We start from the raw sequence: 15404 nt of genomic DNA on the forward strand, positions 1-15404 counted from the left end.
ACCCTCACCCTAGCCCTCTCCCTGAAAGGGAGAGGGAACCGTTCGCACCCTCGCCCCTTTGGGGAGAGGGCCGGGGTGAGGGGGGGCAGACCGCACTACGTCAACTATTTCAGCGGCGAGTTCTTACGCTCGATGCTGTAGCGCTCAAGCTCTTTGTACGGCACCACCTGGCTTTTCTTCTTGCGCACGTCCACCACCGTCATGCGGTCGGTGCAGGAGTAGCACGGGTCGAGGCTGCCGATGATCAGCGGCGCGTTAGACACCGTGTTGCCGCGCAGCATGTAGCGCAGCGTCGGCCAGTTGGCGTAGGTCGCGGCGCGGCAGCGCCAGCGGTACAGCTTCTGGTTGTCGCCGGTCATGCTCCAGTGGATGTCGTCCCCGCGCGGCGCTTCGGCAAAGCCGAGGGCGAAGCGGTTCGGAATGTAGGTGAAGCCTTCGACCATCAGCGGGCCGCCCGGCAGGTTATCCAGGCCAAAGTCGATCATGTTCAGCGCCGTGAAGACCTCGTTGATGCGCACCTTCAGGCGAGAGATAACGTCGCAGCCCTGCTCGCTGTGCACCTCCATCGGCAGCAGGCCGTAGCCGACGAACGGGTGATCGGCGCGGGTGTCGCGGGCGTGGCCGCTGGCGCGCACCATCGGGCCAACGTTGCTGAAGTCCCGCGCGATCTCCGGATCGAGACGGCCAATCCCCACGGTGCGCTGCTCGATATTGGGCGTGCTGAGCAGCATATCCACCAGATCCTGCACGTCCCGGCGCATCTGCTGCGCGAGGTGGCGGGTCTGGATCATGTCGTCCTTCAGCAGGTCGCGGCGGATCCCGCCGATCAGGTTCAGGCCGTAGGTTTTACGCGCCCCGGTGAGGATCTCCGCCATCTTCATCGACGCTTCGCGCACGCGGAAGAACTGCATAAAGCCGGAGTCGAAGCCGACAAAGTGACAGGCCAGGCCGAGGTTCAGCAGGTGCGAGTGCAGACGCTCCACCTCGAGCAGAATGGCGCGGATCATCTGGGCGCGCTCCGGCACCACGATCCCCATGCCGTTTTCCACCGAAGTGGTGTAGGCGGTGCTGTGGGCAAAGCCGCAGATGCCGCACACGCGATCGGAGAGGAAAGTGACTTCGTTGTAGCCCATGCGGGTTTCCGCCAGCTTTTCCATCCCGCGATGGACGTAGAACAGGCGGTAGTCGGCGTCGATAATGTTCTCGCCGTCGACGAACAGGCGGAAGTGGCCCGGCTCGTCGGAGGTGACGTGCAGCGGGCCGATCGGCACCACGTTGTTCTTCTTGCTGCCGAGTTCATTGATGAACTCGTAGGTTTCGCTGTCGGTGGTCGGCGCCGGGCGCTGGCGATAGTCCATGCTGTCTTTACGCAGCGGATAAAGTTCGTCCGGCCAGTCGTCCGGCAGCACCAGGCGGCGCTCGTCCGGCAGGCCGACCGGCACCAGCCCGTACATGTCGCGCACCTCGCGCTCGCCCCAAACCGCAGCAGGCACCCGCGGCGTAACAGACGGATACTCCGGCTTGTTCGGATCAACCTCAACGCGCACGGTGAGCCAGCACTTCTCGCCCTGCTCCATCGACATCACGTAGTAAACCGCATAGCTGCCGCACAGCTGGCGCTCGTCGTTGCCGAACAGCACCGACAGCCAGCCGCCCTGCCGGTAGTAGAGAAACTCCACCACTTCCGGCAGGTAGTTCACCTTGATGGTGACCGTTATCTGGTCTTTGGTCTGCCAGGACTCCTCCAGCACCACGTCAGGGAAGGCCTGATGCAACGCGGCGAGATACTGCTGACCTTTCTTTTCTTCAGACATAACAACTCTCTTTAATCACGCCACCAGCAAGGAGACGAACGCTAAAAATGCAAAGCCAAAACCGGCCCAGGTAACGCGCGAGGTGGCGTTGAAGCGCAGGCGCGCCATGCTGTTCTCAAACAGGGCAATCACCAGCACGCCGACCAGCAGCTTGAGCGCGGCAATCACCACCGCCAGCACCAGCCCCGCGGCGGAGAAGTGGATCATCTGCCCCCACGGGAAGAAGACGCCGACAAACATCTGCAGCACCACCAGCTGCTTCAGGCTGATGCCCCACTTGAGCACCGCAAAGCCGTAGCCGCTGTATTCGGTGAGCGGCCCTTCCTGGAGCTCCTGCTCCGCTTCCGCAAGGTCAAACGGCAGCTTGCCCATCTCAATAAAGGTGGCAAACGCGCAGGCGCAAAGCGCCAGCACCAGCGGAATGGAGCGCGCAAGCGGCCAGTGATAGACGGTATCGGCGATATGGCTGATATGCGTTGAGCCCGCAACCTGCGCGGCCACCCACAGCCCCAAAAGCAGGATCGGCTCAACCAGCACGCCGAGCATCGCCTCGCGGCTGGCGCCGATGCCGGTAAACGGGCTGCCGGTGTCCAGGCCCGCAATCGCAAAGAAGAAGCGCGCGATGGCGAAAAGGTAGATAAGGGTAATGAGATCGCCGAGCGCGGGCAGCGGCGACCCCACCGTGACCACCGGCAGCGCGGTAGCGATGGTGAGCATCACCCCGACCATCACAAACGGCGTCAGGCGGAAGACCCAGCCCGCGGCGTCCGGCGCCACGCTCTGGCGCGAGAGTAGCTTGAACAGATCGCGGTACTCCTGAAGCACGCCGGGTCCGCGGCGGTTGTGCATCCGGGCGCGCGCCACGCGCGTGATGCCGGAAAGCAGCGGCGCGGCGGCAAAGAGCACCAGCGCCTGAAGTATTGCCAGTAACAGACTCATGTCAGGCTCCTCGAGAAATCACAATCACCACCAGTACCGCCAGCTCGATCAGCGCCAGGCGGCGGAACAGCGCGGGCGCGGCGGCGCTCTGCCAGCCGGGGATCAGGATGGCCGGGTTAAGCCAGCGGCGCAGGTTCAGCACGGCGGCAAAGTTCTCCTTCACCGGCATGGCAAAGCCGTGGGCGGTAATCACCATCGACTGTTCGTGTTCGTAGCCGCAGGCCCACGCCGCGCCGCGCGAGCGCGCGGGAAGCCGATCGCGCCTGAAGAACAGCATCAGCACGAACGGCAGCAGCGGCGCGGCAATCAGCAGCAGCGCCATCATCGGCTGAGAAACGGCGGTATGCGCCGTCGCGAGCGGCAGCGGAACCGCGTTGCCCAGCAGCGGCAGCAGCCACGGCGCGGCCACGCCGCCCGCAATGCAGCATAGGGCGAGTGCGACAACGCTTATCGCCATCAGCAGCGGTGCGCAGCAGGCGTTTTCCGCTTCGCGCGTGCGCGGCGCGCCGAGGAAGGTGACGCCATAGACTTTCGCCATGCACATCACCGCCAGCGCCCCGGTGATCGCCAGCCCGACGGCCAGCAGCGGGCCAAGCAGGCGGGCGATAAACGCATCGCTCTGGCCCAGCGCGAAGAAGGACTGGTAAATCACCCACTCCCCGGCAAAGCCGTTCAGCGGCGGCAGCGCCGCCATCGCCATCAGCCCCACCAGCATCGCAAGCGAAATGACCGGCATTTTCTTGCCGATGCCGCCGAGCTTTTCGATATCGCGATGGCCGGTGCGGAACCAGACGCTCCCCGCGCCGAGGAACAGCGTGCTTTTAAACAGGCTGTGGTTGATGAGGTGATACAGGCCGCCGATGAACCCGGCGGCGATCAGCGCAGGCTGGCTGAGGGCCAGCCCGGCCACGCCCGCGCCGAGGCCCAGCAGAATAATGCCGATGTTTTCCAGCGTGTGGTACGCCAGCAGGCGCTGGATGTTGTGCTCCATCAGCGCGTACAGCCCGCCGACGAACGCGGTGATCATGCCTGCGACAAGCAGCGCGACGCCCCACCACAGCGGCGGCTGGCCGCCCATCAGCGACAGCGTCAGAATGCCGAACAGGCCTACCTTCATCACCACGGTAGAAAACAGCGCGGCGGCAGGCGCGGAGGCAGTGGCGTGCGCCTGCGGCACCCAGCCGTGGAGCGGGATGATCCCCGCCAGCAGGCCAAAGCCCGCGACGCCCAGCAGCCAGACGTCGTTGCCCAGCGGCTGGCCTCTCAGCACGGCAAAATCCAGGGTGCCGAAACGCTGCCACACCAGCCAGCAGGCGAGCGCCAGCAGCATCGTGCCGAGGCGGCCCAGCGCAAACCAGAGCTTGCCGGAAGCGCTGCAGCCCGTCAGGAACACGCCGCAGAGGGCCATAATTTCGGCCATCACCACCAGCGCCCCGAGGTTGCTGGCAATCACGGTTAATACCGCCGTTGCCATCAGCAGGTTGACCAGCAGGCCGTTGGCTTTGACGTGCTGATGACGGTGCCAGTCAATATTAAACAGGCTGATAAACAGCCCGCAAAGGCCAAACGTCACCAGCCAGATGGCGTTTAGCGGCGTGAACAGAACCGTATGGCGAATCAGCGGCATTACCGCCTGGGCAGCGGTTCCGCCGAGCAGCACCGCGCTGCCGGCAAACAGCGCCATCAGGCTGCCTGCCGCCCCGCCGATTCCGGCAATCCAGCCGCTCAGGCCCTTATGAAACGAGAACAGCAGCGCCAGCACGGCGGCAGCGGCAAAGCACGCCACCGCGCCGTTAATCATGGATATCGCGTTCATTTCACTCCCCCCTGATGCGCCTGAAGCAGTGACAGATCGCCAACGTCGGTATTGATCGTTAGCTCACGCTTGCGCCTGCTGGAGCGGGCGATGTCGCGAATGTTGACCAGAATCAGCGCCCTCGTCGGGCAGGTGCGCACGCAGGCCGGGCCTTGCTCATCAAAGCTGCACAGGTCGCATTTCACCGCCACGGCGCGCACGCCGGGCACCCAGTCCAGCAGCGTGCTGACGCGTGCGGGAGCCGGAGGCGCAGGTGGAGCTTTTGGCGAGTTGGCGTTCGCCGGGATATGCAGCGGGCGGCTGCCGGAAAACTCAATCGCCCCGAACGGGCAGGCAATGCCGCACAGCTTGCAGCTTACGCACAGGCTTTCATTGAGCTGGACTGCGCCATCCGCGCGGGTGATGGCGTTAACGGGGCAGACGCCCGCGCAGGGGGCATCTTCACAGTGGTGGCAGAGCTGTGGGGCAGACTCTTTTTCATTACGCATGACGCGAAGGCGCGGCATCGACTGCAGCCCGTGCAGGCGGTGCGTCTCCGAACACGCCGCTTCACAGGTGCGACAGCCAATACAGACCGTCGAGTCAGCAATTACAAAACGGTTCACCGGGCAATCCTCTGGTGATAGTCATTTTTGACGAAAAAATCTGTCTTATCGACACTTCTCGACACTGGATAATCAGGCCACGCTGGCGGATGTACTTGTGGCGATAAGCTGCCTGAGGTTGACCGGGAGATCGTGCTCGACCGCGGCGTACAGGCCGTTGTAAACCGGCGCGATTTTTTCCAGGTAATGCTCCAGCACCTGCTGGCGGTCGCGGTTGCTGACGTGTCCGTCGACCATGCCGTCGGCCATCAGCTCGGCCTGCGCAATGCGCTCCTTCTCACCCTCTTTCGTCTCGACGTAGTACTCGATGGTGTGGCTGTTGAAGGTGTCCGCCAGGGTGACGTAAATCGTGAAGTGGTCGAACAGGACAAAGCGCATGTCGCCCTGCGCCGCGCAGCTTACGGCGTGATGCAGGCGAGCCTTTGACAGGGTGATCCCCTGAACCAGCGCGTTGCAGTAAAGGTGCCACTGCTCCTGGAGCTGATGGTGGCGCTGTGCGATGTAATCCGCTTTTTCGCTTATTTCCCAAATCGTCATAAAAGGTATCCGGTTAATGGAGATAGCAGCCGTAGAGCAGATTCCATGCCAGTTTTTAATTCATTGATTTAAATGTGATTTTTAAAAGCATCCGCTGTCACAACGGTGATGTCGACGTGTCATTTCGACAGCGACGTCATCGTCACGCCCTACCGTAAATTAAGCTGGCACCGTTATTGCATTAAGCCTTCCCGTTATTAAGGAGGCGTCATGCACGAAATCACCCTCTGCCAGCGGGCGCTGGAGCTTATCGAACAGCAGGCAGTGCAAAACCACGCGAAACGCGTTACCGGGGTATGGCTGAAAATCGGCGCGTTTTCCTGCATCGAAACCAGCGCCCTCACCTTCTGCTTTGAGCTGGTGTGCCGCGGCACGCTGGCGGAAGGCTGCGAACTTCATATCGAAGAGCAGCAGGCGGAGTGCTGGTGCGGCGAGTGCCAGCAGTACGTCACCCTGCTGTCATCAAAGGTCCAGCGCTGCCCCCAGTGCCAACGCGCCGGGCTGCGCATCGTGGCGGATGACGGCATGCAGATCCAACGTCTCGAAATCGAGAGGGAGTAACCTATGTGCAGTACCTGCGGTTGCGCTGAAGGCAACCTGTATATTGAAGGGGATGAACATCGCCCCCACTCCGCGTTTCGCTCCGCGCCCTTTTCACCCGCGCCGCGTCCGGCTGCGGCATTGACCGGCCTGACCTTCACGCCGCGCCAGTCCGCTGCGGGCGATCTGCACTACGGCCACGGGGAAGCCGGAACCCACGCGCCGGGCATCAGCCAGCGCCAGATGCTGGACGTTGAAATCAACGTGCTCGACAAGAACAACCGGCTGGCGGCCCGCAACCGCGCCCGCTTCGCCGCCCGCCAGCAGCTGGTGCTGAACCTGGTCTCCAGCCCCGGCTCCGGCAAAACGACGCTGCTGACCGAGACCCTGAAGCGGCTGAACGCACGCGTCTCCTGCGCGGTCATCGAGGGCGATCAGCAAACCGTCAACGACGCCGCGCGCATCCGCGAGACCGGCACGCCCGCCATTCAGGTGAATACCGGTAAAGGCTGCCACCTCGACGCGCAGATGATTGCCGATGCCGCGCCGCGCCTGCCGCTGGCGGATAACGGCATTCTCTTTATCGAGAACGTCGGCAATCTGGTGTGTCCGGCGAGCTTCGATCTTGGCGAGCGGCATAAGGTGGCGGTGCTCTCGGTCACCGAAGGGGAAGACAAGCCGCTTAAATATCCGCACATGTTCGCCGCCGCCTCGCTGATGCTGCTGAACAAAATCGACCTGCTGCCGTACCTCAACTTCGACGTGGACAAGTGCCTCGCGTACGCCCGCGAGGTGAATCCCGACATTCACATCCTGCTGGTGTCCGCTACGCGCGGTGACGGCATGGACGCCTGGCTGAGCTGGCTGGAGAACGAACGATGTGCATAGGCGTTCCGGGGCAAATACGTTCCATTGAGGGGAACCAGGCAAAGGTGGACGTCTGCGGCGTGCTGCGCGATGTCGATCTCACGCTGGTGGGCGACCGGGATGAATCCGGTGCCTCGCGGCTGGGGCAGTGGGTGCTGGTTCACGTGGGCTTTGCCATGAGCGTGATTAACGAAGCGGAAGCGCGCGACACGCTCGAAGCGCTGCAAAATATGTTCGACGTCGAGCCTGACGTGGGCGCGCTGCTGTACGGCGAGGAGCGGTGATCCATGCGTTACGTTGACGAATACCGCGCGCCGGAGCGGGTTATGCGGCTTATCGCACGGCTGAAAAAACGCGCCGCCCTGCTGGACTACACCGCACAGCGGCCGCTGCGAATTATGGAGGTCTGCGGCGGGCATACGCACGCCATCTTCAAGTTTGGCCTCGACCAGCTGCTGCCGGAAAACATCGAGTTCATCCACGGCCCCGGCTGCCCGGTCTGCGTGCTGCCGATGGGGCGCATCGACAGCTGCATTGAGATTGCCCGCCAGCCCGACGTCATCTTCTGCACCTTTGGCGACGCGATGCGCGTGCCGGGTAAAAATGGCTCTCTGCTGCAGGCCAAAGCCCGCGGGGCGGACGTGCGCATCGTGTACTCGCCGATGGACGCCCTCAACCTGGCAGCGGCAAACCCGACGCGCAAGGTAGTCTTTTTTGGGCTCGGTTTTGAAACCACCATGCCCGCAACTGCGATCACGCTCCAGCAGGCGAAAGCCCGCGGCAGCAAAAACTTTTTCTTTTTCTGCCAGCACATTACGCTGATACCCACGCTGCGCAGCCTGCTGGCGGAGCCGGGAAACGGCATCGACGCCTTTCTGGCGCCCGGCCACGTCAGCATGGTCATCGGCACCGAGGCCTACGGCTTCATCGCTGACGATTACCAACGCCCGTTAGTGGTTGCCGGATTCGAACCTCTTGATCTACTGCAAGGCGTACTGATGCTGGTTGAGCAGAAAATAGCGGCCCTGAGCGTGGTGGAAAACCAGTACCGGCGCGTGGTGCCGGACAGCGGAAATATTCACGCCCGCCGGGCGATTGCCGATGTGTTTACGGTAGAGGGCGACAGCGAGTGGCGCGGGCTGGGGCTGATTGCCGAATCCGGCGTTCACCTGAGGCCCGCGTACCGCCAGTTTGACGCCGAAACGCACTTTCGCCCGCGCCCGCAGCAGGTATGCGACGATCCCCGCGCGCGCTGCGGCGAGGTGCTCACCGGCAAATGCAAGCCCCATCAATGCCCGTTACTGGGTAAAACCTGTAACCCGCAAACCGCCTTCGGCGCGCTGATGGTCTCCTCCGAAGGGGCCTGCGCCGCGTGGTATCAGTATCGCAATCAGGAGTGTGAAGCATGAACACGGTGGAAATGGCGCACGGCAGCGGCGGTAGGGCGATGCAGCAGCTGATCAATCAGCTGTTTATGGAGGCGTTTAACAACCCGTGGCTGGCGGAGCAGGAAGACCAGGCGCGCCTCTCTCTCTCCACGCTCACCGCACGCGGCGACAGGCTGGCGTTTTCTACGGACAGCTACGTCATCGACCCGCTGTTCTTCCCCGGCGGCGACATCGGCAAGCTGGCCGTCTGCGGGACGGCGAACGACGTGGCCGTCAGCGGCGCGGTGCCCCAGTATCTCTCGTGCGGTTTTATCCTCGAAGAGGGCCTGCCGATGGAGACGCTTAAAGCGGTCGTCGGGAGCATGGCGCGTACCGCGCGCGAGGCGGGCATCGCGATCGTGACCGGCGACACCAAGGTGGTACAGCGCGGCGCGGCGGATAAGCTGTTTATCAACACCGCCGGAATGGGGGCGATCCCCGCCGACGTTCACTGGGGCGCACGGCGCCTGTCCCCCGGCGACGTGCTGCTGGCCAGCGGAACGCTCGGCTGCCACGGCGCGACCATTCTGAACCTGCGCGAAGGGCTGGGGCTGGACGGTGCGCTTCGCAGCGACTGCGCGGTGCTGACGCCGCTTGTTCAGGCGCTGCGCGCGGTGCCGGGCGTGAAGGCGATGCGCGATGCCACCCGCGGCGGCGTGAACGCCGTGGCGCACGAGTTTGCCGCCAGCAGCGGTTTTGGCGTTGAGCTGAGCGAGCGCAGCCTGCCCGTGAAGCAGGAGGTGCGCGGGCTGTGCGAGCTGCTCGGCCTCGATCCGCTAAACTTCGCTAACGAAGGCAAGCTGGTGATCGGCGTGGAGCGCCAGGCGGCTGACGCCGTGCTGTCGACGCTGCGCGCCCATCCTTTAGGAAAGGAGGCCGCCATTATTGGTGAGGTGGTTGAACGCAAAGGGGTACGCCTGGCCGGGCTTTACGGCGTCAAGCGTACGCTCGATCTGCCGCACGCGGAGCCGTTACCGCGAATCTGCTAGAGCCGCGCCATAAGCGGCCAGCGCTGTTTTTATTTTTGCCAGTTTCTATTGGAAAGCAATATGCCGTATACACCGATGAGCGATCTTGGGCAGCAGGGCCTGTTTGACATCACGCGCACACTTTTACAGCAGCCCGATCTCGGCTCGCTGAGCGATACCCTGACGCGGCTGGTCAGGCAGTCCGCGCTGGCGGACAGCGCCGCCATTGTGCTCTGGCACGGCGGGACGCAGCGTGCAAGCTACTACTCAACGCGTGAGAACGGAAAAGTCTTTGAATATGAAGACGAAACCTATCTGGCGCACGGCCCGGTGCGCCGCCTTCTCTCACGCCCGGAAGCGCTGCACTGCAGCTTCGATGAATTTCAGCAGGCCTGGCCAAGGCTCGCCGAAAGCCCTCTTTATCAGCCTTTCGGCCACTACAGCCTGCTGCCGCTGGCAGTCGATGGGCGAATTTTTGGCGGCTGCGAATTTATCCGCACCACCCATCAGCCGTGGAGCGAGGCGGAGTATGAGCGGCTGCACACCTTTACCCAGATTGTCGCCGTCGTCGCGGAGCAGATCCAAAGCCGCGTCAGCAACAACGTCGATTACGATCTGCTGAGCCGCGAGCGCGATAACTTTCGCATTCTGGTGGCCATCACCAACGCCGTGCTGTCCCGACTCGACATGGACGAGCTGGTCAGCGAAGTGTCGAAAGAGATCCACCACTATTTCAAAATCGACGCCATCAGCATTGCGCTGCGCGGCCACCGCAAGGGCAAGCTGAATATTTACTCCACCCACTATCTTGATGAAGAGAACCCGGCGCACGAGCAGAGCGAGGTGGACGAAGCGGGAACCCTGTCCGAGCGGGTCTTTAAAAGCAAAGAGATCCTGCTGCTAAACCTGAGCGAGCGCGACGCGCTGGCTCCCTACGAGCGGATGCTGTTTAGCACCTGGGGTAATAAAATCCAGACGCTGTGCCTGCTGCCGCTGATGTCCGGCGATACCATGCTCGGCGTGCTGAAGCTGGCGCAGTGCGACGAGGCCGTATTCACCACCGCCAACCTCAAGCTACTGCGCCAGATTGCCGAACGCATCTCTATTGCGCTGGATAATGCGCTGGCCTATCAGGAGATCCACCGCCTGAAAGAGCGGCTGGTGGATGAAAACCTGGCGCTGACCGAACAGCTGAACAACGTGGACAGCGAGTTCGGCGAAATCATCGGGCGCAGCGACGCGATGTACAGCGTGCTGAAGCAGGTTGAAATGGTGGCGCAGAGCGACAGCACGGTGCTGATCCTCGGCGAAACCGGGACGGGTAAGGAGCTGATTGCCCGCGCCATCCACAATTTAAGCAACCGCAACAGCCGCCGCATGGTGAAGATGAACTGTGCAGCCATGCCCGCAGGCCTGCTGGAAAGCGATCTCTTTGGCCACGAGCGCGGCGCGTTTACCGGCGCCAGCAGCCAGCGGCTGGGGCGCTTTGAGCTGGCGGATAAAAGCTCGCTGTTCCTGGACGAAGTGGGCGATATGCCGCTGGAGCTGCAACCGAAGCTGCTTCGCGTCCTTCAGGAGCAGGAGTTTGAGCGCCTCGGCAGCAATAAGCTGATCCGGACGGACGTGCGCTTAATTGCCGCCACCAACCGCGATCTGAAAAAAATGGTCGCCGACCGCGAGTTTCGCAGCGACCTCTACTACCGCCTGAACGTGTTTCCGATTTGCCTGCCGCCGCTGCGCGAGCGCCCGGAGGATATCCCGCTGCTGGTCAAAGCGTTTACCGCCAAAATTGCCCGCCGCATGGGGCGCAACATCGACAGTATTCCCGCCGAGACCTTACGCATCCTCTCGTCCATGGACTGGCCTGGCAACGTGCGCGAGCTGGAAAACGTTATCGAACGTGCGGTGCTGCTGACGCGCGGCAGCGTGCTGCAGCTTTCGCTGCCTGAAGTGTCGCTGCCGGAGGCGCCAATGGCCGCAACGGACGTGGCGCGAGAAGGTGAGGATGAATATCAGCTAATTATGCGCGTGCTCAAAGAGACGAACGGCGTTGTCGCGGGGCCGAAAGGGGCCGCGCAGCGTCTTGGACTGAAGCGCACGACGCTGCTGTCGCGCATGAAGCGTCTGGGCATTGATAAAGAGAGCCTGGCGTAGCCGTCGCTACTTTTTAGGGCGGTATTTTTCCGGCAGTTCCGGCACCGGGCGGCGATCGTCAATCAGATGACGAAGCGTCAAGATCGGGTGCCGCCACAGCATACGCGGCCCCGCCCAGCGCATCACTTGCTTCATCTCTTCCCGCTTTGCGGGCGGGTAGCAGTGAACCGGGCACTGCTTACAGGCGGGCTTTTCCTCACCAAAAACACATTTATCCAGACGCTTATCGGCGTAAGCCCGGAGCGCCTGGTAATGCCCCTCTTCTTCCACGGCCTGCGGGCACTGCTTTTCATACAGGGCGATCATTTTAGCGATCGTCTTTTTTTCACGTGCGATGCGTTTCCCGGACATAGGTCATTACCCCTTTAAAACATGCATAGATAATACCTCTTTAAGAAGCCGTTTTCAGGTGTTGCATTTTATTTTCTGAAGACGCCTTCCAGTTTTGGGCCGACTCAGCGAGAGAATTACGGGTATTTTATACAGGCATCAAGAACCAGCGCTGCACGTATAAACCGGAGGCCGTATGCCAGAGATCGTCATCCCCAAATCCTATCGCCGCCTGAAGGTCGGCTATTTTAGAAAACGCCATGAAGATCGTAAAACGAAAATCCCAACGCGCTACAGCGTTCACGCTGCGCTGAGCTTAAAAGGCGACTGGCTTGAAAAGGCAGGATTTACCACAAATTCGCAGGTTCGGGTGGGCGTTGAGCACGGAAAAATCGTCATTGAACTCATGCCGGAAGGCGTCTCGTAAAGTCGCGACTTTTTTCTGCGCGGGGCTATTTTTTCATGCGACAATAGAGGAAACCAGCGGCCACCGAGCCGTATAAAGAACATCATTATCAAAGAAATGGATATCATAACTCCATGAGCACAATCGACAATTTAGATGCACATACGCCGATGATGCAGCAGTACCTGAAGCTGAAAGCACAGCATCCGGAAATCCTGCTGTTTTATCGTATGGGCGATTTTTACGAGCTCTTTTATGACGATGCCAAACGCGCGTCGCAGCTGCTCGATATTTCCCTGACCAAGCGCGGCGCCTCGGCTGGCGAACCCATTCCGATGGCCGGTATCCCGCACCACGCGGTGGAAAACTACCTTGCAAAGCTGGTGAACCAGGGCGAATCCGTTGCGATTTGTGAGCAAATTGGCGACCCGGCCACGTCGAAAGGGCCGGTTGAACGCAAGGTTGTGCGCATCGTTACGCCGGGCACCATCAGCGATGAGGCCCTGCTTCAGGAGCGCCAGGATAACCTGCTGGCAGCGATTTGGCAGGATAGCAAAGGCTTTGGCTACGCGACGCTGGACATCAGCTCCGGACGCTTTCGCCTGAGCGAGCCCGCCGACCGCGAGACGATGGCCGCCGAGCTTCAGCGCACTAACCCGGCAGAACTGCTGTATGCCGAAGACTTCGCGGAAATGGCCCTCATCGAGGGGCGCCGCGGCCTGCGCCGCCGTCCGCTGTGGGAGTTCGAAATCGATACCGCGCGCCAGCAGCTTAACCTGCAGTTTGGCACTCGCGATCTGATTGGCTTTGGCGTTGAAAACGCCCCGCGCGGCCTGTGTGCCGCGGGCTGTTTGCTTCAATACGTCAAAGATACCCAGCGCACCACCCTACCCCATATCCGCTCCATTACCATGGAGCGCCAGCAGGACAGCATCATCATGGATGCCGCCACGCGCCGCAATCTGGAGATCACCCAGAACCTGGCTGGCGGCGTGGAGAACACTCTCGCTGCCGTGCTGGACAGCACCGTCACGCCGATGGGCAGCCGCATGCTCAAGCGCTGGCTGCATATGCCCGTCCGCGACACCGCCACGCTGATCGGCCGCCAGCAGACCATTGCCGCTCTGCAGGATCGCTACACCGAACTGCAGCCGGTGCTGCGTCAGGTGGGCGATCTGGAACGTATTCTGGCGCGGCTTGCGCTACGCACCGCCCGCCCGCGCGATTTGGCGCGGATGCGCCACGCCTTCCAGCAGCTGCCGGAGCTGCGCGCCCAGCTGGGCACCGTCGACAGCGAGCCGGTTCAGGCGCTGCGCGAAACGATGGGCGAATTTACCGAACTGCGCGAACTGCTCGAACGCGCCATCATCGACGCCCCGCCGGTTCTGGTGCGCGACGGCGGCGTGATCGCGCCGGGCTATAACGAAGAGCTGGACGAATGGCGCGCGCTGGCTGACGGCGCAACGGACTATCTTGATAAGCTGGAAATCCGCGAGCGCGAGCGCCTCGGGCTGGATACGCTGAAGGTCGGCTATAACGCGGTGCACGGCTACTATATTCAGATTAGCCGCGGTCAGAGCCATCTGGCCCCTATCCACTACGTCCGCCGCCAGACGCTGAAAAATGCCGAGCGCTATATCATCCCGGAGCTGAAAGAGTACGAGGACAAAGTGCTCACCTCCAAAGGCAAAGCGCTGGCGCTGGAAAAACAGCTTTATGACGAGCTGTTCGATAAGCTGATGCCGCACCTTGCCGACCTGCAGTCAAGCGCTGCTGCCCTGGCGGAGCTGGATGTGCTGGTCAACCTGGCTGAACGCGCCGACACGCTGAACTACACCTGCCCGACCTTCAGCGACAAGCCCGGCATTCGCATCAACGAAGGCCGCCACCCGGTGGTTGAACGAGTGCTGAACGAGCCCTTCATCGCCAACCCGCTCAACCTGTCTCCGCAGCGAAGAATGCTCATTATTACCGGCCCCAACATGGGCGGTAAAAGTACCTACATGCGCCAGACGGCACTGATTGCGCTGCTGGCCTATATCGGCAGCTACGTCCCGGCGCAAAACGTTGAGATTGGCCCTATCGACCGCATCTTCACGCGCGTGGGCGCGGCGGACGATCTGGCCAGCGGACGCTCAACCTTCATGGTGGAGATGACCGAAACCGCCAACATTCTGCATAACGCCACGGAGCACAGCCTGGTGCTGATGGACGAGATCGGACGCGGCACCTCAACCTACGACGGGCTGTCGCTGGCCTGGGCCTGCGCGGAAAATCTGGCCAACAAAATCAAGGCGCTGACGCTGTTTGCCACGCACTACTTCGAGCTGACGCAGCTGCCGGAAAAAATGGAAGGCGTGGCGAATGTCCACCTCGATGCGCTGGAGCACGGCGATACCATCGCCTTTATGCACACGGTGCAGGACGGTGCGGCAAGCAAGAGCTACGGCCTGGCCGTGGCCGCGCTGGCGGGCGTGCCGAAGGAAGTAATTAAGCGCGCGCGTCAGAAGCTGCGCGAGCTGGAAAGCCTGTCTCCGAACGCGGCGGCAACGCAGATCGACGGAACCCAGATGTCGCTGCTGGCGCCTGCGGAAGAGACCTCGCCTGCCGTCGAAGCGCTGGAAAATCTCGATCCAGATTCGCTCACGCCGCGTCAGGCGCTGGAGTGGATTTATCGGTTGAAGAGCCTGGTTTAGGTCTTCGCGGTCTGATGCCCTCAGCCCACAGGGAGAGGGTGAAAACATGAAAACGGCAACCTAAGTTGCCGTTTTGCTTATAACAGCGGCGGGATTGTCGGCACCTGCGGCGCCTCATCGATATCCTTTTGCGTCATGCGGAACGCTTCAGGATAGTGCTCGCGGCTGGTGCGGCGCAGCGGCTCGGTATCGCGCCAGGTATACAGACAGTGCTGGCACTGGTAAACGGTCCAGACGCCTTTCACCGGGGACGTCGCCATCACTTCAATATGCTCATCGGCACAACGTGGACAAATCATCTTTTC

At 61.8% G+C, this 15404-nt stretch carries 15 protein-coding genes; 8 read left to right on the plus strand and 7 right to left on the minus strand.

The features are described 5' to 3' along the window. Positions 1-104: 104 nt before the first annotated feature. The 5 genes from V1599_RS19710 to hycA all read right to left on the minus strand — a co-directional run bounded on the left by V1599_RS19710 (position 105) and on the right by hycA (position 5711). Entirely contained in the window at positions 105-1814 is a 1710-nt protein-coding gene (locus V1599_RS19710) for an NADH-quinone oxidoreductase subunit C (RefSeq protein WP_395300700.1), read from the minus strand. Between the two features lie 15 nt (positions 1815-1829). Beyond that, positions 1830-2753: a respiratory chain complex I subunit 1 family protein gene (locus tag V1599_RS19715; protein WP_395300701.1), complete on the minus strand. Its 924-nt coding sequence runs from the start codon at positions 2751-2753 to the stop codon at positions 1830-1832. Between the two features lies 1 nt (position 2754). Continuing rightward, a complete protein-coding gene (gene hycC, locus V1599_RS19720) occupies positions 2755-4569 on the minus strand; it encodes a formate hydrogenlyase subunit 3 (RefSeq protein WP_395300702.1) in 1815 nt (604 codons plus the stop codon). After that, positions 4566-5174, minus strand: coding sequence for a 4Fe-4S dicluster domain-containing protein (locus tag V1599_RS19725; RefSeq protein ID WP_395300703.1), 609 nt, complete (start codon positions 5172-5174; stop codon positions 4566-4568). Before V1599_RS19725 ends, hycC begins: the two co-directional genes overlap by 4 nt. Before the next feature lie 72 nt (positions 5175-5246). Next, positions 5247-5711 carry a formate hydrogenlyase regulator HycA gene (gene hycA / locus V1599_RS19730; RefSeq protein ID WP_297115549.1) on the minus strand — a complete coding sequence of 155 codons (465 nt, stop codon included), beginning with the start codon at positions 5709-5711 and terminating at the stop codon, positions 5247-5249. Positions 5712-5921: 210 nt separating this feature from the next. On the opposite strand from hycA, the gene hypA reads away from it, so the two are divergent. Genes hypA through flhA form a run of 6 tightly spaced genes read left to right on the plus strand, consistent with a single transcriptional unit; the run spans position 5922 to position 11667 of the window. After that, positions 5922-6272 carry a hydrogenase maturation nickel metallochaperone HypA gene (gene hypA / locus V1599_RS19735; RefSeq protein WP_395300704.1) on the plus strand — a complete coding sequence of 117 codons (351 nt, stop codon included), beginning with the start codon at positions 5922-5924 and terminating at the stop codon, positions 6270-6272. Between the two features lie 3 nt (positions 6273-6275). Continuing rightward, positions 6276-7139, plus strand: coding sequence for a hydrogenase nickel incorporation protein HypB (gene hypB, locus V1599_RS19740; RefSeq protein ID WP_395300705.1), 864 nt, complete (start codon positions 6276-6278; stop codon positions 7137-7139). Further along, a complete protein-coding gene (locus V1599_RS19745) occupies positions 7130-7402 on the plus strand; it encodes a HypC/HybG/HupF family hydrogenase formation chaperone (RefSeq protein WP_112009686.1) in 273 nt (90 codons plus the stop codon). Before hypB ends, V1599_RS19745 begins: the two co-directional genes overlap by 10 nt. 3 nt (positions 7403-7405) lie before the next feature. Next, positions 7406-8527 (plus strand): hydrogenase formation protein HypD, encoded by a 1122-nt coding sequence (gene hypD / locus V1599_RS19750; RefSeq protein ID WP_395300706.1) that lies wholly within the window; start codon positions 7406-7408, stop codon positions 8525-8527. Further along, positions 8524-9534, plus strand: coding sequence for a hydrogenase expression/formation protein HypE (gene hypE / locus V1599_RS19755; RefSeq protein WP_395300707.1), 1011 nt, complete (start codon positions 8524-8526; stop codon positions 9532-9534). The genes hypD and hypE overlap by 4 nt, the downstream gene beginning before the upstream one ends. 60 nt (positions 9535-9594) lie before the next feature. Continuing rightward, the gene (gene flhA / locus V1599_RS19760; RefSeq protein ID WP_395300708.1) at positions 9595-11667 is read left to right on the plus strand and encodes a formate hydrogenlyase transcriptional activator FlhA; all 2073 of its coding nucleotides are present in this window, start codon (positions 9595-9597) and stop codon (positions 11665-11667) included. A gap of 6 nt (positions 11668-11673) precedes the next feature. Here flhA and V1599_RS19765 read toward each other — a convergent pair whose 3' ends face one another. After that, positions 11674-12018, minus strand: a complete 345-nt coding sequence (locus V1599_RS19765) for a nitrous oxide-stimulated promoter family protein (RefSeq protein ID WP_112009690.1) — start codon at positions 12016-12018, stop codon at positions 11674-11676. Between the two features lie 175 nt (positions 12019-12193). Here V1599_RS19765 and V1599_RS19770 point away from each other — a divergent pair, with 175 nt between their 5' ends. Next, entirely contained in the window at positions 12194-12424 is a 231-nt protein-coding gene (locus tag V1599_RS19770) for a SymE family type I addiction module toxin (RefSeq protein ID WP_112009691.1), read from the plus strand. A gap of 113 nt (positions 12425-12537) precedes the next feature. Next, a complete protein-coding gene (gene mutS / locus V1599_RS19775) occupies positions 12538-15099 on the plus strand; it encodes a DNA mismatch repair protein MutS (RefSeq protein ID WP_395300709.1) in 2562 nt (853 codons plus the stop codon). Between the two features lie 77 nt (positions 15100-15176). On the opposite strand, the gene V1599_RS19780 is transcribed toward mutS, so the two are convergent. Further along, positions 15177-15398 (minus strand): non-oxidative hydroxyarylic acid decarboxylases subunit D, encoded by a 222-nt coding sequence (locus tag V1599_RS19780; protein WP_003862116.1) that lies wholly within the window; start codon positions 15396-15398, stop codon positions 15177-15179. Positions 15399-15404: the final 6 nt, after the last annotated feature.

This window comes from Enterobacter sp. ECC-175, assembly GCF_043968675.1.
Classification (GTDB): Bacteria; Pseudomonadota; Gammaproteobacteria; order Enterobacterales; family Enterobacteriaceae; genus Enterobacter.